23 protein-coding genes and 1 tRNA gene are annotated in these 21,401 nt (G+C 70.2%); 13 read left to right on the top strand and 11 right to left on the bottom strand.

Features of this window, described 5'->3' with window-relative positions:
* Nucleotides 1-2: 2 nt before the first annotated feature.
* The 4 genes from ACFWCH_RS00115 to ACFWCH_RS00130 all read right to left on the bottom strand — a co-directional run bounded on the left by ACFWCH_RS00115 (nt 3) and on the right by ACFWCH_RS00130 (nt 2,732).
* Nucleotides 3-76, bottom strand: a tRNA-Arg gene (locus ACFWCH_RS00115).
* 48 nt (nt 77-124) lie between these two features.
* Nucleotides 125-622: an HNH endonuclease gene (locus ACFWCH_RS00120; protein ID WP_136031557.1), complete on the bottom strand. Its 498-nt coding sequence runs from the start codon at nt 620-622 to the stop codon at nt 125-127.
* Between the two features lie 305 nt (nt 623-927).
* A complete protein-coding gene (locus ACFWCH_RS00125; protein ID WP_240744570.1) occupies nt 928-1,662 on the bottom strand; it encodes a M23 family metallopeptidase in 735 nt (244 codons plus the stop codon).
* Between the two features lie 368 nt (nt 1,663-2,030).
* A complete protein-coding gene (locus ACFWCH_RS00130; RefSeq protein WP_136031553.1) occupies nt 2,031-2,732 on the bottom strand; it encodes a metal-dependent transcriptional regulator in 702 nt (233 codons plus the stop codon).
* A 101-nt stretch (nt 2,733-2,833) separates the two neighbouring features.
* On the opposite strand from ACFWCH_RS00130, the gene serC reads away from it, so the two are divergent.
* Nucleotides 2,834-3,946: a phosphoserine transaminase gene (gene serC / locus ACFWCH_RS00135; RefSeq protein ID WP_136037069.1), complete on the top strand. Its 1,113-nt coding sequence runs from the start codon at nt 2,834-2,836 to the stop codon at nt 3,944-3,946.
* 10 nt (nt 3,947-3,956) lie between these two features.
* On the opposite strand, the gene ACFWCH_RS00140 is transcribed toward serC, so the two are convergent.
* Nucleotides 3,957-4,619, bottom strand: a complete 663-nt coding sequence (locus ACFWCH_RS00140; protein ID WP_378802650.1) for a DUF3027 domain-containing protein — start codon at nt 4,617-4,619, stop codon at nt 3,957-3,959.
* Nucleotides 4,603-4,983 (bottom strand): cold-shock protein, encoded by a 381-nt coding sequence (locus ACFWCH_RS00145; RefSeq protein WP_136031547.1) that lies wholly within the window; start codon nt 4,981-4,983, stop codon nt 4,603-4,605. The genes ACFWCH_RS00140 and ACFWCH_RS00145 overlap by 17 nt, the downstream gene beginning before the upstream one ends.
* A 116-nt stretch (nt 4,984-5,099) precedes the next feature.
* On the opposite strand from ACFWCH_RS00145, the gene ACFWCH_RS00150 reads away from it, so the two are divergent.
* From ACFWCH_RS00150 to ACFWCH_RS00175, 6 genes are all read left to right on the top strand, one after another.
* Nucleotides 5,100-5,375: a multidrug ABC transporter ATPase gene (locus tag ACFWCH_RS00150; protein ID WP_136031545.1), complete on the top strand. Its 276-nt coding sequence runs from the start codon at nt 5,100-5,102 to the stop codon at nt 5,373-5,375.
* 10 nt (nt 5,376-5,385) lie between these two features.
* A complete protein-coding gene (locus ACFWCH_RS00155; RefSeq protein ID WP_206252992.1) occupies nt 5,386-7,095 on the top strand; it encodes a helicase-associated domain-containing protein in 1,710 nt (569 codons plus the stop codon).
* Between the two features lie 37 nt (nt 7,096-7,132).
* Nucleotides 7,133-8,779, top strand: coding sequence for a DNA repair helicase XPB (locus ACFWCH_RS00160; protein ID WP_378802651.1), 1,647 nt, complete (start codon nt 7,133-7,135; stop codon nt 8,777-8,779).
* A 72-nt stretch (nt 8,780-8,851) separates the two neighbouring features.
* On the top strand, nt 8,852-9,544 hold the full coding sequence (locus tag ACFWCH_RS00165) for a response regulator transcription factor (RefSeq protein ID WP_136031539.1): 693 nt from the start codon (nt 8,852-8,854) through the stop codon (nt 9,542-9,544).
* Nucleotides 9,545-9,599: 55 nt separating this feature from the next.
* Nucleotides 9,600-11,291, top strand: coding sequence for a cell wall metabolism sensor histidine kinase WalK (locus tag ACFWCH_RS00170; RefSeq protein WP_136046255.1), 1,692 nt, complete (start codon nt 9,600-9,602; stop codon nt 11,289-11,291).
* Nucleotides 11,292-11,430: 139 nt separating this feature from the next.
* Nucleotides 11,431-11,718, top strand: coding sequence for a WXG100 family type VII secretion target (locus ACFWCH_RS00175; RefSeq protein ID WP_136031536.1), 288 nt, complete (start codon nt 11,431-11,433; stop codon nt 11,716-11,718).
* 74 nt (nt 11,719-11,792) lie between these two features.
* On the opposite strand, the gene groL is transcribed toward ACFWCH_RS00175, so the two are convergent.
* From groL to ACFWCH_RS00195, 4 genes are all read right to left on the bottom strand, one after another.
* Nucleotides 11,793-13,412, bottom strand: a complete 1,620-nt coding sequence (gene groL / locus ACFWCH_RS00180; protein ID WP_136037073.1) for a chaperonin GroEL — start codon at nt 13,410-13,412, stop codon at nt 11,793-11,795.
* 123 nt (nt 13,413-13,535) lie between these two features.
* The gene (locus tag ACFWCH_RS00185; protein ID WP_308194328.1) at nt 13,536-14,114 is read right to left on the bottom strand and encodes a LytR C-terminal domain-containing protein; all 579 of its coding nucleotides are present in this window, start codon (nt 14,112-14,114) and stop codon (nt 13,536-13,538) included.
* Between the two features lie 69 nt (nt 14,115-14,183).
* Nucleotides 14,184-14,441, bottom strand: coding sequence for a DUF3263 domain-containing protein (locus ACFWCH_RS00190; RefSeq protein WP_136031532.1), 258 nt, complete (start codon nt 14,439-14,441; stop codon nt 14,184-14,186).
* Between the two features lie 9 nt (nt 14,442-14,450).
* Complete coding sequence (locus ACFWCH_RS00195; protein ID WP_247637590.1) at nt 14,451-15,443, bottom strand: DUF2332 domain-containing protein; 993 nt, start codon at nt 15,441-15,443, stop codon at nt 14,451-14,453.
* Between the two features lie 72 nt (nt 15,444-15,515).
* On the opposite strand from ACFWCH_RS00195, the gene msrB reads away from it, so the two are divergent.
* Both msrB and ACFWCH_RS00205 read left to right on the top strand, forming a co-directional pair.
* Entirely contained in the window at nt 15,516-15,920 is a 405-nt protein-coding gene (gene msrB / locus ACFWCH_RS00200) for a peptide-methionine (R)-S-oxide reductase MsrB (protein WP_378802652.1), read from the top strand.
* Complete coding sequence (locus ACFWCH_RS00205; protein ID WP_136031526.1) at nt 15,917-16,603, top strand: nitroreductase family protein; 687 nt, start codon at nt 15,917-15,919, stop codon at nt 16,601-16,603. The genes msrB and ACFWCH_RS00205 overlap by 4 nt, the downstream gene beginning before the upstream one ends.
* Here the strand turns inward: ACFWCH_RS00205 and ACFWCH_RS00210 are convergent, their stop codons facing one another.
* Nucleotides 16,604-17,515, bottom strand: coding sequence for a DMT family transporter (locus tag ACFWCH_RS00210; protein WP_136031603.1), 912 nt, complete (start codon nt 17,513-17,515; stop codon nt 16,604-16,606).
* A 211-nt stretch (nt 17,516-17,726) separates the two neighbouring features.
* On the opposite strand from ACFWCH_RS00210, the gene ACFWCH_RS00215 reads away from it, so the two are divergent.
* From ACFWCH_RS00215 to ACFWCH_RS00230, 4 genes are read left to right on the top strand one after another with little or no spacing between them, the layout of a single operon-like run.
* The gene (locus tag ACFWCH_RS00215) at nt 17,727-18,638 is read left to right on the top strand and encodes an ABC transporter ATP-binding protein (protein ID WP_136036449.1); all 912 of its coding nucleotides are present in this window, start codon (nt 17,727-17,729) and stop codon (nt 18,636-18,638) included.
* Nucleotides 18,635-19,447, top strand: a complete 813-nt coding sequence (locus ACFWCH_RS00220; RefSeq protein ID WP_136036448.1) for an ABC transporter permease — start codon at nt 18,635-18,637, stop codon at nt 19,445-19,447. Before ACFWCH_RS00215 ends, ACFWCH_RS00220 begins: the two co-directional genes overlap by 4 nt.
* A gap of 9 nt (nt 19,448-19,456) precedes the next feature.
* Entirely contained in the window at nt 19,457-20,725 is a 1,269-nt protein-coding gene (locus tag ACFWCH_RS00225; RefSeq protein ID WP_378802653.1) for a sensor histidine kinase, read from the top strand.
* Nucleotides 20,722-21,399, top strand: a complete 678-nt coding sequence (locus tag ACFWCH_RS00230; protein WP_136031517.1) for a response regulator transcription factor — start codon at nt 20,722-20,724, stop codon at nt 21,397-21,399. The genes ACFWCH_RS00225 and ACFWCH_RS00230 overlap by 4 nt, the downstream gene beginning before the upstream one ends.
* Nucleotides 21,400-21,401: the final 2 nt, after the last annotated feature.

Consider the following 21,401-nt stretch of genomic DNA (forward strand, 5'->3'; position numbering starts at 1 on the left):
GGTGCCCTCGACAGGATTCGAACCTGCGACCTGCCCTTTAGGAGAGGGCTGCTCTATCCTGCTGAGCTACGAGGGCGCGCACCCAGTCTACGGGACCGGGATGCGCGCCCTCGGCCGCTCAGGGTCAGGCCGCGAGGGCCAGGTACGGCTCCCACCGCGGGTCGCTCCGCTCGGACCCCCGCACCGTCCAGGCGGTGCCGTGGGGTGGGCGCGGCGTGAACCGCAGCTGCCACCGCATCTCCTGCGGCGTGCGATTGCTCTTGAGGTTGTTGCACCGCAGGCAGCACGCGACGAGGTTCTCCCACGAGTCCGCTCCCCCGCGCGACCGGGGCAGGACGTGGTCGATGGTCGATGCCGACTTGCCGCAGTAGCCGCAGCGGTGGTCGTCGCGGCGGAGCACCCCGCGCCGGGTGACCGGAACACGTCGCCCGGTCGGCACCCGCACGTAGCGGGACAGGATGATCACGGCTGGCCGGTCGTAGACACCGTGCGTCCCCCAGACGGGGTCGTCTTCGACGCGCTCGATCACGGTCGCTTTCTCATTCATGACCAGGACCAGTGCTCGCTTGAACGACACGATCGCCAGCGGTTCGTACCCGGCGTTCAGGACCAGTGTGCGCATTCGTCATCCTCTCGATCCGCCGGGACGGCTTCCCGGCACTCTCGACTCACACGGCATCGCACAGGCGGTGGAGTGCACGCAGGGACGAAAAAAGGCGCTGTCTAGAGACAGCGCCTTTCGCGCGCGGCAGGACCGCGGCATCCCTGCGGGCGATGCTGAAGGACGTGACGACCGAGGGCATCCATGGTTCGGATGGTCGGTATTCGCTCCATCAGCCTCTCCCGCCTGTTCGACGACGGGTTCAGGCTAACCCATCCCACAGGGGGCAGGGCGCAACAGCGGGTGAACGATCGGAGGTGTGTCCGTCAGCCGGCGTTGATCGAGAGCCAGTTGCCCGGCTCCACCAGGCCGCCGTTGATCCACACCTCGAAGTGCAGGTGGTTCGCGGTCGAACGTCCCGTGCTGCCGACGTAGCCGATGAGCTGACCGGCCGCGACGCTCTGGCCGGCCTGCACCTGACGCGAGCCGTAGAGCATGTGGCCGTACGTGGTCTGCACGCGCTGGCCGCCGATGACGCTGTCGAGCATGACGCACACGCCGTAGCCGCCGATGTTCTCGGCCGAAGCCCGGACGACGCCGGCCGCAGCCGCGTAGATCGGGGTGCCCGCGGGTGCGAGCATGTCGATGCCGTTGTGACCGCCGCCGATCGTGCGGCTGACGTGCCACGAGCCGAGCGGCAGCGGATAGCGCACCTCGCCGGAGCCCGGCGCGGTGAGCGCGTAGCCGGCCGTGTTGAAGCGACCGCCCGACGACGAAGCCGCAGCGGTGGCGGCGGCCGCGGCGCGAGCGGCAGCGGCCTCCTCGGCCTTCTTCTTCGCGATCTCGTCGGGAGTCGTCGCGCTGAAGGTGCCGCGCACGACAGGAGCGGAGGTCGCCTCGGAAGCGACGACCAGCGACTGCGCGTCGACCGCGGCGAGCTGCTGCACCGTCGTGGTGGCGGCATCGGCCGGCTTGGATGCGGCGTAGGCGGGAAGCGCGACGGCGGCGACCAGTGCACCGACGGCACCGAAGATCGCCACCGACCGGAGAGGCTTGACCACCTTTCGCGCCGTCACCTTCGGTGGGGTGCGGCGAGCCGGAACTCGATCTTCAGGTGTCTTCTCGGTCGGTTCGATGTCTGCGGCCAAAACGTGGTCCTCCTGGGCCTTCGCACCTCGGGTGTGCTGGCTCATCGGCGCTCTCCTCGATGGCGCGGATGGGGAATCGGGTACAAGAGTCATCCGTGCCGAGAAGACAATGAGCCTGAAGGCGTATCTTCGCGGTCCATCCCCAACGGGCTTCTTCGCTGAGGACCTGACCGAGGTTACCGGAAGATAACGATCATGTCACCCTGGGAAACTGGCAATCCTCGGTGAGGCCGTCCCACGCCCCGAGACGGTGCGCGACGAACCGCGATTCTGCGGCGCGATCAGGCCGGTTCGCCCACCAGGAAGATGTGCGACGCGAGCTCGACGGGAAGCTCGAGCCCCTCGTCCTTGCCGTCCATCTGGATGAGGACGTAGCCCTCGTTGAACCGGAAGTCACCGCGCGCCCCCGGTACGACGCCCGCATCGCGCAGCTGCTCCAGCAGCTCGGGGTCGACCTGCGCGGGCTCGGCCAGACGACGCACCGTGCCCTCGACGGGCTCGCCCGCCGCGTTCAGACGCTGCACCAGACCGACGACGCCCTCATCGAACGTCCGGGCCGGGAGGTCGCCGAGCTGATCCAGACCGGGGATCGGATTGCCGTAGGGCGACTCCGTGGGATGCCCGAGCAGCTCGACGAGGCGGCGCTCCACCTGCTCGCTCATCACGTGCTCCCAGCGGCAGGCCTCTTCGTGCACGAACGCCCAGTCGAGTCCGATCACATCCGACAGCAGGCGCTCGGCGAGACGGTGCTTGCGCATCACGTCGACCGCCTTGCGGCGACCGGCGTCGGTGAGCTCGAGCGTACGATCCTCGGAGACCACGACGAGCCCGTCGCGCTCCATCCGCCCGACCGTCTGCGACACGGTCGGTCCGGAGTGGCCGAGCCGCTCGGAGATGCGCGCGCGCAGCGGCACGATGTTCTCCTCCTCGAGTTCGAGGATGGTGCGGAGATACATCTCCGTGGTGTCGATCAGATCGGTCATGTGCGGGCCCTCCGAAGTTCTTAGGCAAGCCTACATTCCCGCGGGGACATCGGATCGACAGCAGGCGGGGCGGCCCCGTGCGCTCCCCCTAGAATCGACCCATGGCGATCGAGATTCCCGGTGACCTCCTGCCCGCTGACGGGCGCTTCGGCTGCGGCCCCTCGAAGGTGCGGCCCGCACAGCTGGAGGCGCTGCTCTCCTCCGGCTCGTCGATCCTCGGCACCTCGCATCGTCAGGCGCCCGTGAAGAACCTCGTCGGCAGCGTGCGCGAGCGGCTCGCCGCGCTGTTCCGCATCCCGGACGGATACGAGATCCTGCTCGGCAACGGCGGCTCCACCGCGTTCTGGGATGCCGCGGCGTTCGGCCTCATCGAGCGTCGTAGCCAGAACCTCGTGTTCGGCGAGTTCGGCGGCAAGTTCGCCGCCGCCGCCGGGGCCCCGTGGCTCGAGGCCCCCGACGTGCGCAGAGCGGAGCCGGGATCCCGCACGCAGGCCGCATTCGTCGACGGGATCGACGTGTACGCGTGGCCGCACAACGAGACCTCGACCGGCGTGAGCGCTCCGGTGTCGCGCGTCGACGCCGACGGGGCCCTGACCGTGATCGATGCGACGAGCGCGGCGGGCGGCATCGACTTCGACGTCGCGCAGGCCGATGTGTACTACTTCGCCCCGCAGAAGAACCTCGGGTCGGACGGCGGACTGTGGTTCGCGGCCGTCTCGCCCGCCGCGGTCGACCGCATCGAGCGCATCGCCGCTTCGGGCCGCTACATCCCCGAGTTCCTCAGCCTCAAGCAGGCAGTCGACAACTCCCGACTCAACCAGACCCTCAACACCCCGGCGCTGACCACGCTGCACCTGCTCGACAGCCAGCTGCAGTGGATCCTCGACAACGGCGGCCTCGCCTGGGCTGCGGCGCGCACCGCGGAGTCGTCCTCCGTGCTGTACGACTGGGCCGAGGCCTCCACCGTGGCGACGCCGTTCGTGTCCGACCCGGCACACCGCTCGCCGGTCGTCGCGACGATCGACTTCGACGACAGCATCGACGCGGCAGCGATCGCGAAGACGCTGCGCGCCAACGGCATCGTCGACACCGAGCCGTACCGCAAGCTCGGACGCAATCAGCTGCGCGTCGCGACGTTCGTCTCCATCGAGCCCGACGACATCCGTCAGCTCACGCGCTCGATCGACTACGTGCTGGAGAACCTCGGCGGCTGAGCGCCGGGACTCACTCCTCCTCGTCGACCTCGCCGGCGTCCGCACCGCGGACGTCGGCGTCGTCGTCTTCGGCGTCGTCGTCTTCGGCGTCGTCGTCCTCCGCGTCGTCGGATGCAGAGTCGTCGAGTTCGTCGTCGGATGCGGAGTCGTCGAGTTCGTCGTCGGATGCGGAGTCGTCGAGCTCGTCGATGTCGACGCCGTCGAGGTCGCCGGCGTGAAGGATGTCGGACGCCTCGTCGTCATCCTCGTCGAGCTCGTCGTCCAGGACATCGTCGAGTTCGACGTCCGCGGCTCCGTCTGACCGGTCGCCGTCATCGCCGTCCGTTGCCGCCGCAGCCGCGTCGGCGAGCTCGGCCTGGTGCGCGCGATACTCCGCCAGGCGCTCGGCCCAGGGCACCCATTCGGGCGCGAGGAGTGCGCCGTCGCCCGGCAGGAGCTCGGCCTCCAGCACCGTGGGCTCTTCGTCGTCGACGCGGGCCACCGTCACGGTCCAGTACCACCCCGGATATCCGGCCAGCCGGTTCTCGAAGCGCAGCGAGACCGATCCGTCTTCCTCTGCGATGTATCCGGCGGCCGGCCCGATGGTGGACGCGGGAGTGAACTCGCGCAGCGCTGCGAGCGCGAGATCGTGGGCCTCGACGAGGCGGGCGTCAGCCTCAGGCTTCGAGGTCATCAGCGACCTTGCGCAGAACGGCTGCGATCTTGCGGCCGTGACCGGAGGACGGGTAGCGCCCGCGACGCAGATCGCCGCCGATGCCGTCGAGCAGCTTCACCAGGTCTTCGATGATGATCGCCATGTCGTCGGCGGGCTTGCGCTTGGCCTTCGCCAGGCTGGGCGGGGCCTCGAGCACCCGCACGGACAGCGCCTGCAGGCCGCGCTTGCCATCGGCGACACCGAACTCCACGCGCGCACCCGCCTTGATCGCGGTGCCGGCCGGCATCGCGGAGGCGTGCAGGAAGACGTCCTGGCCGTCATCGCTGGCGATGAAGCCGAAACCCTTGTCTTCGTCGTAGAACCTGACCTTGCCGGTGGGCATGGGTGAACCTCGCTGGTATCGAAAAGCAGAACAGAGCGCGCTCGTGCGCGTGCGTCCAGCCTACCGGTCGCAGGGCGAACGGAACCGACCGCGCCGGGGCGAGTAGTCTGGAGCGGATGAGCACGCAGAGCCCCGGACCGGAGGTCCCCATCCGCCGGATCGATCGCATCCTGGCGTTCACCGCACTCGGGATCGCCGCCGCCTCCGTGGTGTGCTTCTTCGCGATCATCATCGGCACCGCCACGGGCATGGACCGCGCCGCGTTCGGTGAAGGCGCGTGGCCGGTCGTCGCCGCGATCCCCTACTGGGGACTGCCACTCGCGTTCGTGCTGATCATCACCCTGCTGATCATGAGCTTCGTCCGGAAGGGTCGCGCGCAATCGCGTCGCTGAGCCCCCGCCGATGAGCACGCACGCACGACCGCTGGCCGACCGCCTGGCCGCAGCGAGCGATGCCGAGCTCCGGGAGCTGTTCGCCGCCCGCGGCGTACGCCCCGACGCGACGTGGCAGGACTTCTTCGATGCGGCCGAGGCCCTGCTGGAACCGTCCTCCCTGAGCCGAGTCCTCCCCGCACTCACCGCCGCGGAGGCCGCGTCCCTCGTGGATGCCGTCGCCGGTGAGCAGCCGGGCGAGGGCCGCGAGCGACTGGTCGCCCTCGCCCTCCTGCGCGCCGACGGGACACCGCAGCCGCCCGTGGACCTGCTGGTCGAAGGCCGCGCGCGGCCGACGCCGATCGACGCCACTCCCCCCGCGCCGTCCTCCGAGGCCACGTCCGCTCACGCCGCCGAGCGCGCCTTCACCACGGTCGCGCGCCTCGCCGACCTCCTCCTCATCGCCAGGGAGCGGCCCTTCGCCCTCCTGCTCGGCGGAGCGGTGAGCGCCGGCGAGAAGCGACAGCTCGCCGAGGCCGGGCTGCCCACCGAGGCCATCGACCTGCTCTCCGGACTCGCCGTCCGTGCCCGGCTGGCGGCCCCGGTCGACCGTCGGCTGCGGACGACCGCGCTCGCCGAGGAATGGCTGCGCTCTTCCGTCGCCGCCCGCTGGACGCTCCTCGCGACCGCCTTCCGCGACTCCCTGCCGCGCGGTCTTCGCCCGGCGACTGCCGGGTGGATCCCGGTGTCGCAGTGGCCGCTCGCGCACCCCTGGGACGCCGCCTGGACGGAACACGCCGCAGAGCTCACGGAATCGGCCCGGCTGATCGGTCTGATCGCCGACGACGGCACCGAGCCCCCCTGGGCCGCGCCGCTCCGACGCGGAGAGCCCGCCGACGCCCGCACCCTCGTCGCACAGCTCCCCGCGGAGGTCGACCGCATCTTCCTCCAGAACGACCTCACGGCCATCGCTCCCGGTCCGCTGCAGCCCGCCCTCGACGTGCGACTGCGCACGATCGCCGTCCGGGAGTCCGCTGCACAGGCCTCCTCCTACCGGTTCACCGCCGAGTCGGTGGCCCACGCCTTCGCCACCGGGGAGAGCGAACACTCCATCCTCGACTTCCTCGGCGCGATCTCCCTCACCGGAATACCCCAGCCGCTGGGCTACCTGGTGGCGCAGACCGCCCAACGGCACGGCCTCATCCGGGTGTCGGTCGACGGCGAGACGGGGCGCACCCGGATCGAGAGCAGCGACCCGCACGTGTTGGAAGCCCTCGCGGTCGATCAGGCGCTCCGACCGCTCGCGCTCACAGCCCACGTGGGCTCGCTCACCACGCGAGTGGCACAGGACACCGTGTACTGGGCGCTGACGGACGCCCGCTACCCCGCGAGCCTCGTCGACGAGGACGGAGCGATCGTCGTGCGCGACCGCCACCCCGCCGCTCCCCCGGCCGACGGACACGACCCCGCTGACGACTACGACACGCTGATCGCCCGGTTGCGCGATCGCCAGGGGCCGGACGCCGATGCCGCCTGGCTCGACCGGGAGCTCGAAGCCGCGGTGCGAGCCAAGGCCGTCCTGCGTGTGACGGTCGGCATGCCGGACGGATCCACGCGGGACCTGCTCCTGGAGGCCACGGGTATCGGCGGCGGACGGCTGCGCGGCCGCGACAGGGCCGCCGACGTCGAGCGCACGCTCCCGGTGTCGAGCATCCGCGCGGCGACCGTCGTGGCCCCGTGAGGCCCTGCCCTCCGGACGGCCGGTAGACTGGGCAGCTATGTCTGATGGCCCCCTGATCGTCCAGAGCGACCGCACCGTGCTGCTCGAGGTCGCCCACGCCGATGCCGAGAGCGCCCGACACGAGCTCGCGATCTTCGCCGAGCTGGAACGCGCGCCGGAGCACATCCACACGTACCGCATCACCCGCCTGGGACTGTGGAACGCGCGAGCCGCAGGGCACACGGCAGAAGACATGCTGGAGACACTCGACCGCTGGTCGCGTTTCCCGGTGCCCCCGTCGGTCGCCGTCGACCTGCGCGAGACCGTCAACCGCTACGGGCGGCTCGTCATCGAGCGCGACAACGAGGGCGTGCTGATCCTGCGGTCGACCGATCCCGCCGTGCTGGCGCAGGTCGCGAACAACAAGCGCATCCAGCCGCTGCTGATCGGCCACCCGACTCCCGAGACCTTCGTGGTCGACGCGTGGGCCCGCGGACAGATCAAGCAGGAGCTGCTGAAGATCGGCTGGCCCGCGGAGGACCTCGCGGGCTACACGCCCGGCACTCCGCACGAGATCGAGCTCGCCGAGGACGGCTGGCACATCCGCCCGTACCAGCAGGACGCGGTCGACGCCTTCGCGAAGGACGGCTCCGGCGTCGTGGTCCTCCCCTGCGGCGCGGGCAAGACGATCGTCGGGGCCGGAGCCATGGCCGCGACGAAGACCACGACGCTGATCCTCGTGACCAACACGGTCTCGGCGCGACAGTGGCGCGACGAGCTGCTCAAGCGCACCAGCCTCACACCGGAGGAGATCGGCGAGTACTCGGGGCAGTCGAAGGAGCTCAAGCCGGTCACCATCGCGACCTACCAGATCCTCACCGCCAAGCGGAAGGGCGAGTACGCGCACCTGGCGCTGCTCGACGCCTTGGACTGGGGCCTCATCGTGTACGACGAGGTCCACCTCCTGCCCGCGCCGGTGTTCAAGCTGACCGCCGACCTCCAGGCCCGCCGCCGCATCGGCCTGACCGCGACGCTCGTCCGTGAGGACGGCCGCGAGGGCGACGTCTTCAGCCTGATCGGACCGAAGCGCTTCGACGCTCCCTGGAAGCAGATCGAGGCGCAAGGGTTCATCTCCCCGGCCGTCTGCTACGAGGTGCGCGTGGACCTTCCGCCGAGCGACCGGCTGGAGTACGCCGCGGCGACCGATGACGAACGCTACCGCCTCGCCGCGTCGGCGCCCGCCAAGATCGACGCCGTCCGCGAGCTGATCGCGAAGCACGAGGGAGAGCAGATCCTCGTGATCGGCCAGTACCTCGACCAGCTCGACTCGCTGTCCGATGCGCTGAACGCACCGCAGATCACCGGATCGACGCCGGTCGAGGAGCGCGAGGAGCTGTACCGCGCCTTCCGCGAGGGCGACATCTCACTTCTCGTGGTGTCGAAGGTGGCGAACTTCTCCATCGACCTGCCCGAGGCCTCGGTCGCCATCCAGGTGTCCGGCTCGTTCGGCTCACGGCAGGAGGAGGCCCAGCGGCTCGGACGGCTCCTGCGTCCCAAGCAGTCCGGACACACGGCGAGCTTCTACACGCTCGTCGCTCGGGACACGATCGACCAGGACTATGCGCAGAACCGCCAGCGGTTCCTCGCCGAGCAGGGCTACAGCTACACGATCATGGACGCGGACGCGATCGCCGCGGCCGCCTAGCCTCGGCGGTGCGGCTTCCGGCGCTCCGAAGGTAATCAGCAACCGCATGGCCGAAGTCACCATAATGGGGACATGACTGCTGCGCGCATCCTGGTCGTCGACGACGAGCCCAACATCCGCGACCTGCTCTCCACGGGTCTCAGCTTCGCCGGGTTCCAGGTGAAGACGGTCGCCAACGGCGCCGCCACGATCTCGGCCGTCCTCGAGGAGGAGCCGGACCTCATCATCCTGGACGTCATGCTGCCGGACATGAACGGCTTCAGCGTGACCAAGCGCCTCCGCGGCGCCGGCTTCACCGCTCCCATCCTGTTCCTCACCGCCAAGGACGGCACGGACGACAAGATCGAAGGCCTCAACGCCGGCGGCGACGACTATGTCACCAAGCCGTTCAGCCTCGACGAGATCGTCGCCCGCGCCCAGGCCATCCTCCGTCGCACCATGCAGGCCGACGAGGAGTCGATCATCCGCGCCGGCGAGCTGTCGATGGATCAGGACACCCACGACGTCTACGTCGGCAAGGAGCCGATCGAGCTGAGCCCCACCGAGTTCAAGCTCCTGCGCTACCTGATGCTCAACCCCAACCGGGTGCTGTCGAAGGCTCAGATCCTCGACCACGTCTGGGAGTACGACTTCAACGGCGATGCCGGCATCGTCGAGAGCTACATCTCCTACCTGCGTCGGAAGATCGACCCGCACACGGAGGAGTCGCTGATCCAGACGAAGCGCGGCTTCGGCTACATGCTCAAGGTCGGCAAGACGGTCTGACGACGTCGCACGGAACCGCCCTCGACGGCGGGATCGCCACAGCAGGGAGGGCCGCATGGCGCACGAGCCGGATGCGGTGACCACGTGGTGGCGGCGGATCAGCCTCCGCGCCAAGGTCACCGGCGTCACGGTCGCCGTGCTCGCGCTCGGTCTGCTGGTGGCCGGGATCGGCACGGTTCCGCTGCTGCGCAACGCGCTCGTGGAGAACATCAACGCGCAACTTCCCGCCCTCGTCACGAGCGATCTGATCGAGCGCTACTTCGACACCACGACGATCGACGGCGTCACGACCTACACGCCCCGCGACGAGAAGCCCCGCGACTTCTCTTTCGCGGTGTACGACGCGGAGGGCGCGCTGCGCGCCACGGCCCCCAGCGCGTCGGGTCGTGCCCCCTTCTTCCCCGCGGAGTACTCGCTCTCGGAGGCACAGGCGAACGAGGACAAGGTGCTCGCGCTCGAGGGGGACAACGGCAGCGTCTACCACGGGGCCGTCGCCCTGGTGCAGCAGGAGGGCACGCCGCTCAGCATCCAGATGGTCGCTCTGCCGTTGGCCGAGGCCGATCGCATCATCAGCCAGTACTTCGGCATCTACATCACGATCGCGCTGATCACGATCTTCGTCGCCGCATTGCTCACGCGCGGCCTGGTGACGCTGACGTTCCGGCGGCTGGGGCAGGTCGAGCAGACCGCCATGTCGATCGCGGCGGGCGACTTCCGACAGCGCCTCACCGACCTGGAACCGACCACCGAGGTGGGCCGCCTCAATGCCGCGATCAACACGATGCTCGACCGCGTCGATCGCTCCCTCGCGCAGCGCGACCGGACCGTGCAGCACATGCGACGCTTCATCGGAGACGCGAGCCACGAGCTGCGCACCCCGCTCGTGAGTGTCCGCGGCTACGCCGAGCTCTATCGCATGGGCGCGATCACGGGCGAAGAGGACACCGCCAGGGCCATGGAGCGCATCGAGAAGGAAGCGATCCGGATGGGGGTGCTGGTGGAAGACCTGCTGGCGCTGGCTCGGCTCGATGAGGAGCGCGAGCCCACGATCGAGCCCCTCGACCTCCGGCCGATCGCGCGCGACGCGGCGCTCGACGTACGGGCGGCAGCACCCGGCCGGGTGGTCTCGGTGATCGACCGGACGCTGGAGAACGTCCCCACGGCGCCGGTGCGCACGCCGATCGTCCCGATCGAGCCCGAGCGCACCGCCCCGCGCGTGCGGCCGCTCGCACCGCTGTCCCGGCTGCGCCGCCGCGCCAAGCAGAACGAGGAACCGCCGGCCATCGACTTCAGCGAGGTGCAGGACATTCCCGTGCGGACACCGCCAATCGTGCTCGGCGAGGAGAACAAGGTGCGCCAGGTCGTGACCAACCTCTTGGGCAACGCGCGGCGCTTCTCCCCCGCCGACAGCCCCATCGAGATCGTCGTGGACTCGGATCGCCTGGCGGGAACGGCGAGTATCGCCATCGTCGATCACGGCGAAGGCGTGCCGCCGCAGATCCGGGAGCAGATCTTCGAGCGGTTCTGGAGAGCGGACACTTCGCGGGCGAGGGAGACCGGCGGATCCGGGCTGGGCCTGGCGATCGTGGCCTCCATCCTGAAGGCGCTCAACGGCGACATCGCGGTCTCCGAGAGCCCGGGGGGCGGAGCGACCTTCACGGTCACGCTGCCCCTGGCACCGGCCCAGGCCACGCCGGCCCACCTGCTCGAAGACACGCAACCGCTCGACCCGCTCGACCTGCCCTGACTGCGACGCGCGGCGCTGGCTCTGCACGGAGTCGTGAGCGGGCGAGGTGTCCCCAGGACGCAGGGGTGACCCGGCTCCCGTCCGCTCCATCGACGTGGCCTCACCTACCGTCGGAAGCTCCGAGATGAAGGAGTTCCTCATGACCGTATTCACCGTCGACACCGATGCCATGCACGCCGCGCACGCCTCCACCCGCGCGACCATCGAGCGTCTGCGTGCCGAGTCATCGACGCTCATGGCGCAGCTCAGGCAGTTGCAGTCGTCGTGGGTGGGAACCGCGTCCAATGCGTTCCAGGGGTGTGCCGAGCAGTGGCAGGGCGCGCAGCTCCACGTCGAGCAGGTGCTCGACGGCATCGGCACATCGCTCGGCTCCGTCGCGACGCAGTACGCCGACGCCGACCAGTACTCGGCGAGCATGTTCCGCTGAGCGTCGGCTTCACTTCCGGTGAACACCAGAAAGCCCCCGGCCGGAGCCGGGGGCTTTCTGTGGATGCAGCGGGATCAGAAGTCCATGCCACCCGAGGGGTCACCCACGGGAGCGGCAGCCTTCTCCGGCTTGTCGGCGACGACGGCCTCCGTCGTCAGGAACAGGCCGGCGATCGACGCGGCGTTCTGCAGCGCGGAGCGCGTGACCTTCGCCGGGTCGATGATGCCCTGTGCGAACATGTCGCCGTACTCGCCGCTGGCGGCGTTGAGGCCCTGGCCCGCGGGGAGCTCGGAGACCTTGTTGGCGACGACACCCGGCTCGAGACCGGCGTTGAGGGCGATCTGCTTGAGCGGAGCCTCGATCGCCACGCGGACGATGTTCGCACCGGTCGCCTCGTCACCCTCGAGGGACAGGGCGTCGAGCGCCTTGGTGCCGGACTGGATGAGCGCGACGCCACCACCGGGGACGATGCCCTCCTCGACGGCCGCCTTCGCGTTGCGCACGGCGTCCTCGATGCGGTGCTTGCGCTCCTTGAGCTCGACCTCGGTTGCAGCGCCCGCCTTGATGACGGCCACGCCACCGGCGAGCTTCGCCAGGCGCTCCTGCAGCTTCTCGCGGTCGTAGTCGCTGTCGGTGTTCTCGATCTCGCGACGGATCTGCGTGACGCGACCCTCGATCTGGTCGGCCTCGCCGGCACCCTCGACGATCGTGGTCTCGTCCTTGGTGACGATGACCTTGCGGGCACGACCCAGCAGGTCGAGCGTCGCGTTCTCGAGCTTCAGGCCCACCTCTTCGGTGATGACCTGGCCGCCGGTGAGGATCGCGATGTCCTGCAGCTGCGCCTTGCGACGGTCGCCGAAGCCGGGAGCCTTGACGGCGACCGACTTGAAGATGCCCTTGAGCTTGTTCAGCACGAGCGTCGCCAGAGCCTCGCCCTCGACGTCCTCGGCGATGATGACGAGCTCCTTGCCGTCCTGGATCACCTTGTCGACGATGGGCAGGAGGTCCTTGATGTTCGAGACCTTCTGGTTGGCGATGAGGATGTACGGGTCCTCGAACACGGCCTCCTGGCGCTCCGGGTCCGTGACGAAGTACGGGTTCAGGTAACCCTTGTCGAAGCGCATGCCCTCGGTGAGCTCGAGCTCGGTGCCGAAGGTCTGCGACTCCTCGACGGTGACCACACCCTCCTTGCCGACCTTGTCGATCGCCTCGGCGATCAGCTCACCGATGGCCGGGTCTGCCGCCGAGATGGACGCGGTCGCGGCGATCTGCTCCTTGGAGTCGATCTCCTTCGCGCTGCTCAGCAGCTCCTCGGTGATGGCGGCGACGGCCTTCTCGATGCCGCGCTTGAGGGAGATGGGGTCGGCGCCGGCCGCGACGTTGCGCAGACCCTCGCGGACCAGGGCCTGGGCGAGCACCGTGGCGGTCGTCGTGCCGTCACCGGCGACGTCGTCGGTCTTCTTGGCGACCTCCTTGACGAGCTCCGCGCCGATCTTCTCGTACGGGTCGTCCAGCTCGATCTCCTTGGCGATGGAGACACCGTCGTTCGTGATCGTGGGGGCGCCCCACTTCTTCTCGAGCACGACGTTGCGACCACGCGGGCCGAGGGTCACCTTGACCGCGTCGGCGAGGATGTTGAGGCCACGCTCGAGGCCGCGGCGGGCCTCCTCATCGAAGGCGATGATCTTTGCCATGAGTTTTGTCGTCCCTCCTGGACGTAGACGGTGGGTTTAGCACTCAGAGTGAGAGAGTGCTAACGCCATTCTGGCACTCGACACCATCGAGTGCAAGCCGCGTCGCCCGCCTGTGGAGGGGCGTCAGGGAGCGGGAGTCTCCTCGGACTGCTCCGGCGCCGACGCTGAGCGATCGAGGCCGATCACGACGGTGAGCTGCTTGCCGCCCGTCTCGTTCAGATCGGCGTAGAAGTCGTCCTGCTTCACCGCAGCGCCGCCGATCACCCCGGCGAGACCCACGGCCGCCTGCTCGTCCGCGTCGTCGACGTAGTAGATGGTCGTCGTGGCGAAGTCGTCGCTCGCGCTGTCCGTGGCGAACACGATCCCCGCCGGCCAGCCGGCATTGATGAGAGTGTCACGCATCTGGTCGTCGAGGCCGGAATCAGGGGTCGCGTTGAGGATCATGACCGAGTAGCTCGGGTCGACCACACCCGTCTCCTCCGGTGTCGGCACCGCGCTGGGGCCCGCCTCGGGGAACAGCTCGATGCGCCCCATGACGACCAGCGAACCGAAGATCCCGGCGATGATCAGGACGAGCGCAGCCACGAAGGACCACAGCAGGACCACCCAGCCGTTCATGCCCGGAGCCTCCGCGCGGTGGGCCCCGACGCGTCCGGAGGCGCGGGGAACGTCATCGAATCGGTCACGGGAGGGCTTGGACACCCCTCGATGCTAGCGGCACGATGCTGGCAATCCGCGACGGAGGCCAGCGAGCGGAGCGAAGCGGGTCCGTCAGCCGACGAAGCCGGGCATGCGCGCCGCCCGTCGGGTGCCCCGGGTGTCGCGGAGCCGTCGCAGCCGCCGCACCAGGACCGGGTCGAACGCCAGGGCCGCCTCCGAGTCGATGAGTCGTCCGAGCAGCTGGTAGTAGCGCGCCGCGCTCATGCCGAGGGTGCTGCGGATGACCTCTTCCTTCATGCCGCCATGCCGCGGCCAGGCGGCTTCGAGGGCGAGGATCGCGCGGTCGCGTTCCGTGAGGTCTCCGAGCATGGCTCCAGGTTAGGACGCGGTGACGTCATCGCCCGCGCGCCACTCCCACCATAGCCCGAGCGGGTCCGCCGCCGCCCGCACCCTGCCGTCGAGCGCGACCACGAAGCCGGACCATGTCGTCGCGTCCACGGACGGCCGCCACACGTCGAGCAGTCCGGGTGGGTCGATCGTGATCCATCGCGCCGGCAGCCCCTGGATCTGCGCGACGAGAGCCTCGCGCGCACGGCGGGGGATGTGGACGAGCACCCCGGGCGTCGTGACGACGGGGGTGGCACCCACAGGCATCATCGCCAGGAGCTCCTCGAGCCTCTCGGCCGCGTCGCCGGCGAGCAGCAGCGGTGGATCGGCTGCGACGATGTCGAGCGCGGCCTCGATGCGGCGCTCGCGCCCGGACTCCCCCGGCCACACGAGCCCGCGCAGCCACCGCCGGTCTCCGTCGTCCGCGGCATCGAGCGGTGCGAGATCGATGCCGCCCCGCCACACGACCTCGGGCAGGCGAACACTCGGCATCGTCCCCGTCACCCGACTCTGCAGCACGACCGGGGAGGGACCGTCGTGCGGGTCGACGGCGAGCCGTTCGGAGCCCTCGGCCGTCACGTAGCGATACGAGTACCGGTCTGGGTACAGGCAGAGACCGGCCGATGCGCCGAGCTCGAGAAGCGCGATCGGCCCCTCGATCTCGGAGAGGACCGGGAGCAGCGCCGCCAGCCGCAGCGGCTCGTTCGTCTGCAGGGACCGCGCCGCGCACTCGGCCACGAGCACGTCGGCGTGCGCCAGGACGAAGGCGCGCCACGCCGCGTAGTCCTCGAGCGGGGCGCCCAGCAGCCGGGACACCGCGAACACCAGCGGTGGCTGGCGGTGCGTCTCCGGGATGCGACGCAGCACATCGCGCAGCTGCTCGTCATCGCTGACGCCGGCCGCCCACTCCCCGTACAGGGCGCTGCGCCCGGGGGCCTCGTCGCGCGCGAAGCGGGCATAGCGCTCCCGGATCGGGTCGGTCATGCGTCCATTCTGACGCGCAGCGCCGAGACACCGCCGCAGCGTGGAGAATGGAGAGGACCCGAGGAGGACGCAATGTCGTACAGCGTGGACAAGACCGAAGACGAGTGGCGCAAGGAGCTCGGCGAAGAGCAGTACGCGGTGCTGCGCCAGGCCGCGACCGAGCGCGCCTGGACCGGAGAACTGCTCGACGAGGAGCGCGCCGGCCTGTACACGTGCGGAGCGTGCGGCGCCGAGCTGTTCAAGAGCGGCACCAAGTTCGACTCCGGGTGCGGGTGGCCCAGCTTCTACGAGTCGATCCGGCCCGACGCCGTTGAGCTCCTGGAGGACGACAGCCTGGGCATGGTGCGCACCGAGGTCCGCTGCGCCGCGTGCGGCTCGCACCTCGGGCACGTGTTCCCCGACGGCTTCGGCACTCCCACGGGCGACCGCTTCTGCATGAACTCGATCGCGCTGAACTTCACGCCAGACGAGTCGTGAGCGCGCTCGACGCCGTCCGCGCACGACAGTCCTGGTCGAAGGTCGGAGACACCGCGCCCGGGCGGGAAGAACTGCTGACCCTGGTGGCCGCGGCCGGACGCGTCGCCGATCACTCCTCGCTGCGACCGTGGCGGCTGATCGAGCTGCGCGGCGCCGATCGAGAGGCCCTCGGAGCAGCGATCGCCCAGGCGCAGGGCGACGACTCCCCCTCGACGAAGCCGCTGCGCGCCCCCCTGCTGATCGCGGTGGTGGCCAGCTACCAGCCGAGCGAGAAGGTGCCGCGGTGGGAGCAGGAGGCCGTCGCCTCCGGCGTCGCCCACGTGCTCAGCCTCCTGCTGGACGAAGCAGGGTGGGGTGTGATCTGGCGCACCGGACATTACACGCGGTCGCAGCCGGTCGCGGCGATGCACGGCCTCGCCGACGACGAGGAACTGCTGGGCTGGCTGTACGTCGGCGACAAGCCGCCGGGGAAGTCGCCGGGCCGACGCAAGGCCGTCGACGCGCGCAGACTGCTGACGCGTCTCCCCTCGACCCAACCGGCCGTCGCCGCCGCCGAGCTCGCCGAGAACGAGAAGAAGGCCGAGGCGAACGCGGAGAAGAAGTCCGCCAAGAAGGCGAAGAAGAAGGCGAAGAAGGCCGCCAAGAAGGCGAAGAAGAAGGCCGCGAAAGAGAACCCCGCGTAGTCACCGGCGACGACGCCGAGGCACTGCCACGACGACCGACGCCACCGCGACGACGACCATCGCGATCACCTGCCACAGCGCCGGTCCCGCCTCCGCAGGCCACAGCACGTCGATCACCACCGAGGTCACCAGCTGGCCCAGCACCGAGCCGAGCCCCATCAGCAGCACACCCGTGTGAGCCACGATGAACGCGCCGAGCAGGATGTACGCGGCACCGAGGAACCCGCCGAGGTAGAGCCACGGCTCGGCCGGGAGGGGGTCCGGCGCTCCGCGCAGCGCGACGCTCAGGGCCGCGGCGACCGCGAGCACGACCGTGCCGGCGATGAAGCTCATGAGCGTGGCGGCGATGGGCGACTGCACGCGCTGCGCCAAACGCCCGTTGGTCGCAGCCTGCCAGGCGATGCCCACTCCCGCGAGGAACGGCAGCACCAGCATCCACAGCGGAGCGGACGCCAGGACGTCGCCCGACAGGGAGATCGCGACCGCGGCGAGCGCCAGCGCCCCACCGAGCAGGCGACCGGGGGTCACCGCGACGACGCCCGCGGGCCCGAAGCCGATCCGGTCCAGCACCAGGCCGTGGAGCGTCTGCCCCGCCACCACGCCGACCGTGAACAGCGAGACGCCGAGGACGCCCGCTGTGAGCCCCTGCGTCGAGACCGTGAGGGCCCCGCACGCGCCGCCGAGGAGCATCCAGAACGGGACGGAGCGCCCGCGGATCCCCCGCCATAGCCGTACGGCACCGCGACGGGCGAACGGCAGGAGCGCGATCACGACCGCGAGCGCCACGAGCCCGACCGAGAAGGAGAGGAAGCCCGCGACGATGCCGTTGTCGACCCGTACGCCCAGCACCCCGTTGATCCGCGCCTGGATGGCGGTCATGACGCCGATGGCGACGGCTCCGCCGAGGGCCAGGGGCGCGGGGAGTCGACGGGCGTCTGTCACCCGTCGACCCTATCCGAGCCCCGGAGCCCGACGGCTCACGGCGCTCACGGGCGCAGCATGGTGGCCCCGGACAGCGCCCCCGCGCAAGCGGTCTCTCATCCATCCGGGGGAGGATGCGGAGCGCGCGGAAAGGTACCGCGGGCGGACGCGCGCGGCGGGCGCCGTCCGTAGCGTGGGCGACATGATCACAGCAGAAGGCCTCACCAAGAGGTTCGGAGACAAGACGGCCGTCGACGACGTGTCGTTCACCGTCCAGCCGGGCACGGTCACCGGGTTCCTCGGCCCGAACGGTGCCGGGAAGTCGACGACCATGCGCCTGATCGTCGGACTCGACCGGCCCACCTCGGGTCGCGCTGCCGTCGGCGGGCGCGAATACCGCAAGCTCCGCGCCCCGCTCACCGAGGTCGGGGTGCTCCTCGACGCGAAGGCCGTGCACACCGGGCGCAGCGCCAGGAATCATCTGCGGGCGATGGCCGCGACCCACGGCATCCCCGACTCGCGGGTCGACGAGGTGATCGACCTCGCCGGCATCGGCTCCGTCGCCCGCAAGCGCGCCGGGAAGTTCTCCCTGGGCATGGGCCAGCGCCTCGGGATCGCCTCGGCTCTGCTGGGTGACCCGCACACGTTGATCCTCGACGAGCCGGTCAACGGTCTCGACCCCGAGGGTGTGCGCTGGGTGCGGCAGTTCGTGCGCCACGCCGCCTCCGAGGGGCGGACCGTGCTGCTGTCGAGCCACCTGATGAGCGAGATGGCGCAGACCGCCGACCACGTGATCGTGATGGGACGCGGGCGTGTCCTCGCCGATGCTCCCCTCGCGGACCTCGTGCGTTCGTGGACCAGGAACACCGTTCGGGTGCGCACGCCGCGTCCCGCGGAGCTCGCCGCGGCCGTGGGGGCGCCGGACGTCGAGATCGTCAGCTCCGCGCCGGATCTGCTCGACATCGTCGGTCTCCCGGCCGCACGCATCGGCGACCTGGCTGCCGAACGCGGTATCCCCCTGCACGAACTCACGCCCACCACCGGCTCTCTCGAGGACGCCTATCTCGCTCTCACCGGCGACGCCGTCGAGTACCGCACGAAGGAGCTCTCATGACCACGCAGGCCCCCGTCGCCACGACACCGCGCGTCGACACCGGTCGCCGGCTCACCTTCTTCCGGGCCGTCCGCAGCGAGACCATCAAGCTCACCACGCTGCGCTCCACGTGGTGGTCCATCGCGATCGCCGCCGTCCTCACGATCGGCATCGCCATGCTGATCGCCCAGGCGGTGGACGTTCCGGGGTTCGACCCCATCCAGGCCGTGGTCATGCCGATCCAGTTCACGATGCTGTTGGCGGGCATCATCGGCGCGATCGCGGTGACCGGCGAGTACTCGACCGGCATGATCCGCTCGACGCTCACGGCCGTTCCGGTGCGCGGGGCCGTCCTGCTCGCGAAGTCGCTCGTGCTGGCGCTGTTCCTGTTCGTGTCCTCGCTCGTGATCTTCGGTGTCGCGGCCGTGGCGGTCGGGATGATCGTCGGTTCCCGCGATCAGAGCATCGACTGGTCCGACCCGTCGGCGTCGTTCCTGCCGATCCTGGTCGCATCCCTGTCGATGTCGGTGTTCGCACTGATCGGCGTCGCGTTCGGGTTCATCCTGCGCTCGGGCGCCGGCGCGATCGCCGCGACGGTGGGCCTGCTGTTCGTGCTGCCGATCGTCGGGAACTTCTTCTCGATGGCCGGTGAGGCGTGGGCGTGGGTGGTGGACGCCGCGACCTATCTTCCGGTGGCGGCCGCGCAGAGCGCGATCCTCCCGGGTGAGGGAGCGGCGCTCGAGGCCCCCGTCGCCTTTCTGACGCTCGCTTGCTGGGTGGTCGGAGCGCTGCTGGCCGCATGGGCGGTCCTGCGCACGCGCGACGCGTAGAGTCGGCCCGTGAGGAGAACGCGCAGCCGCAGCGACTCGATCCGTGAGGACGAGGAGCTGCGGCTTCCGCGTCCGCCCGGGGTGTTCCGACGTTTCTGGGCGCGGCACCCCGTGGTCGCCGACGTCCTCCTCACGGCGCTCTGCGTCCTGCTCACGCTGACACCGGCCGCGCGTCTGGACGCTCTGCCGGAGCCGTGGGCCGTCGTCCGTGCGATCGTCTGGCCCCTGGCCGTCGTCGCCGCCTGTGCCACGCTGCTGTGGCGGCGGCGGCTCCCGCTGCTCCCGGCGGTCGCGGCGTATGCACTCGACGTGTTCTTTCTGCTCGCGGGTTCTCCGGGCAGCAGCCCGCTGCTCCTGATCGCGGGCTTCTCCCTCGCCGTCCACGGGTCGTCGCGCGCGGCCTGGGCGGCCTTCGGCTGGGGTGTCGCCGCGGTGTCGGCGGTCGCCGGCGCGCTGCTGCTGACCGGTGGCGTCACCCTCCAGTCGGGCCTCAACACGGTCCTGAGCACCGTGGTCCTCGGTCTCATCGGCACTCTGATCGGCGTGAACGTCGGCAATCGCCAGCGATACATCGACGCGGTGATCGACCGATCGCGGCAACTCCTGGTCGAACGCGATCAACAGGCCCAGCTGGCGGCGGCCGCGGAGCGCGCGCGGATCGCCCGCGAGATGCACGACATCGTGTCGCACTCGCTGACGGTGATCGTCGCCCTGTCGGAGGGTGCGGCCGCGACCCCCGATCACACGCAGGCCCGCGCGGCAGCCTCGACCGCTGCCGAGACGGCCAGGAGCGCGCTGACGGAGATGCGATCGATGCTGGGCGTACTGCGCGACGACGACTCGCCGCTCCCCCTCGCGCCGGTCGAGCCCGCCCAGCCGCGGGAGACGGTCGAAGCCGCCCAGCGCGCGGGGTACCCGGTGACGCTCACGGTGACGGGCACCGCCGACGTCCCGCCGTCCGTCGTCCACGCACTGGGCCGGATCGTGCAGGAGGGGGTGACGAACGCCATGCGCCACGCTCCTGCCGTCTCGATGATCGGTGTCTCGATCGGCTATTCCGACGACGAGGTCCGCGTCGAGGTGGTCAACGACGGCGTCTCCGGCACCGACGTCGGCGCGGGCGGCTTCGGCCTCCGCGGACTCACCGAACGCGCGGCGCATGTCCACGGCCGGCTGCACTCCGGACCGGACGGTCCCGGCCGATGGCGCCTGCACGCCCGACTGCCCCTCAGCCCGGTCGTCCCCGCGACGACACCCACCCCGGAGGACCCCTCTTGACATCGCCGATCCGCGTGCTCCTCGTCGACGACCAGGAGCTGATCCGCCTCGGCTTCCGGATGGTGCTCGAGTCGGAACCCGACATCGTGGTCGTCGGGGAGGCGAAGGACGGCCGCGCGGCGATCGCCCAGAGCGCGGCCCTTGCGCCCGACCTCGTGCTCATGGACATCCGGATGCCCGAACTCGACGGCATCGCCGCCACGTCGGCCATCGTGCGCGACCACCCGGAGACCCGCGTGCTCGTGCTCACGACCTTCGACCTGGACGAGTACGCGTTCGGGGCGATCCGCGCGGGAGCGAGCGGGTTCCTCCTCAAGGACGCGCAGCGCCACGAGATGCTCGCAGCGGTGCGGGCCGTGCACCGTGGGGACGCCGCGCTCTCCCCCCGCATCACCCGCCTGCTGCTCGAGCACGTGGGGCCGCGGCTCGGATCCGGAACACCGGCGGAGCCCGACCGCGCGGATGCGTCCCGCTACGCCTCGCTGACCGACCGGGAGCAGGAGGTGTTCCTGGCGATCGGTCAGGGCCTGACCAATGCCGAGATCGCGCGCGCTCTCTATGTGGGCGAGTCCACCGTCAAGACGCACGTGGGCCGGGTGCTGGCCAAGCTCGACGCCCGCGATCGCATCCACGCGGTCATCCTCGCGCATCGGCTCGGACTCGTCGGCGACTGACG

The sequence above is a fragment of the Microbacterium sp. NPDC060132 genome (assembly GCF_042729675.1).
GTDB classification, from domain to species: Bacteria; Actinomycetota; Actinomycetes; order Actinomycetales; family Microbacteriaceae; genus Microbacterium; species Microbacterium sufflavum.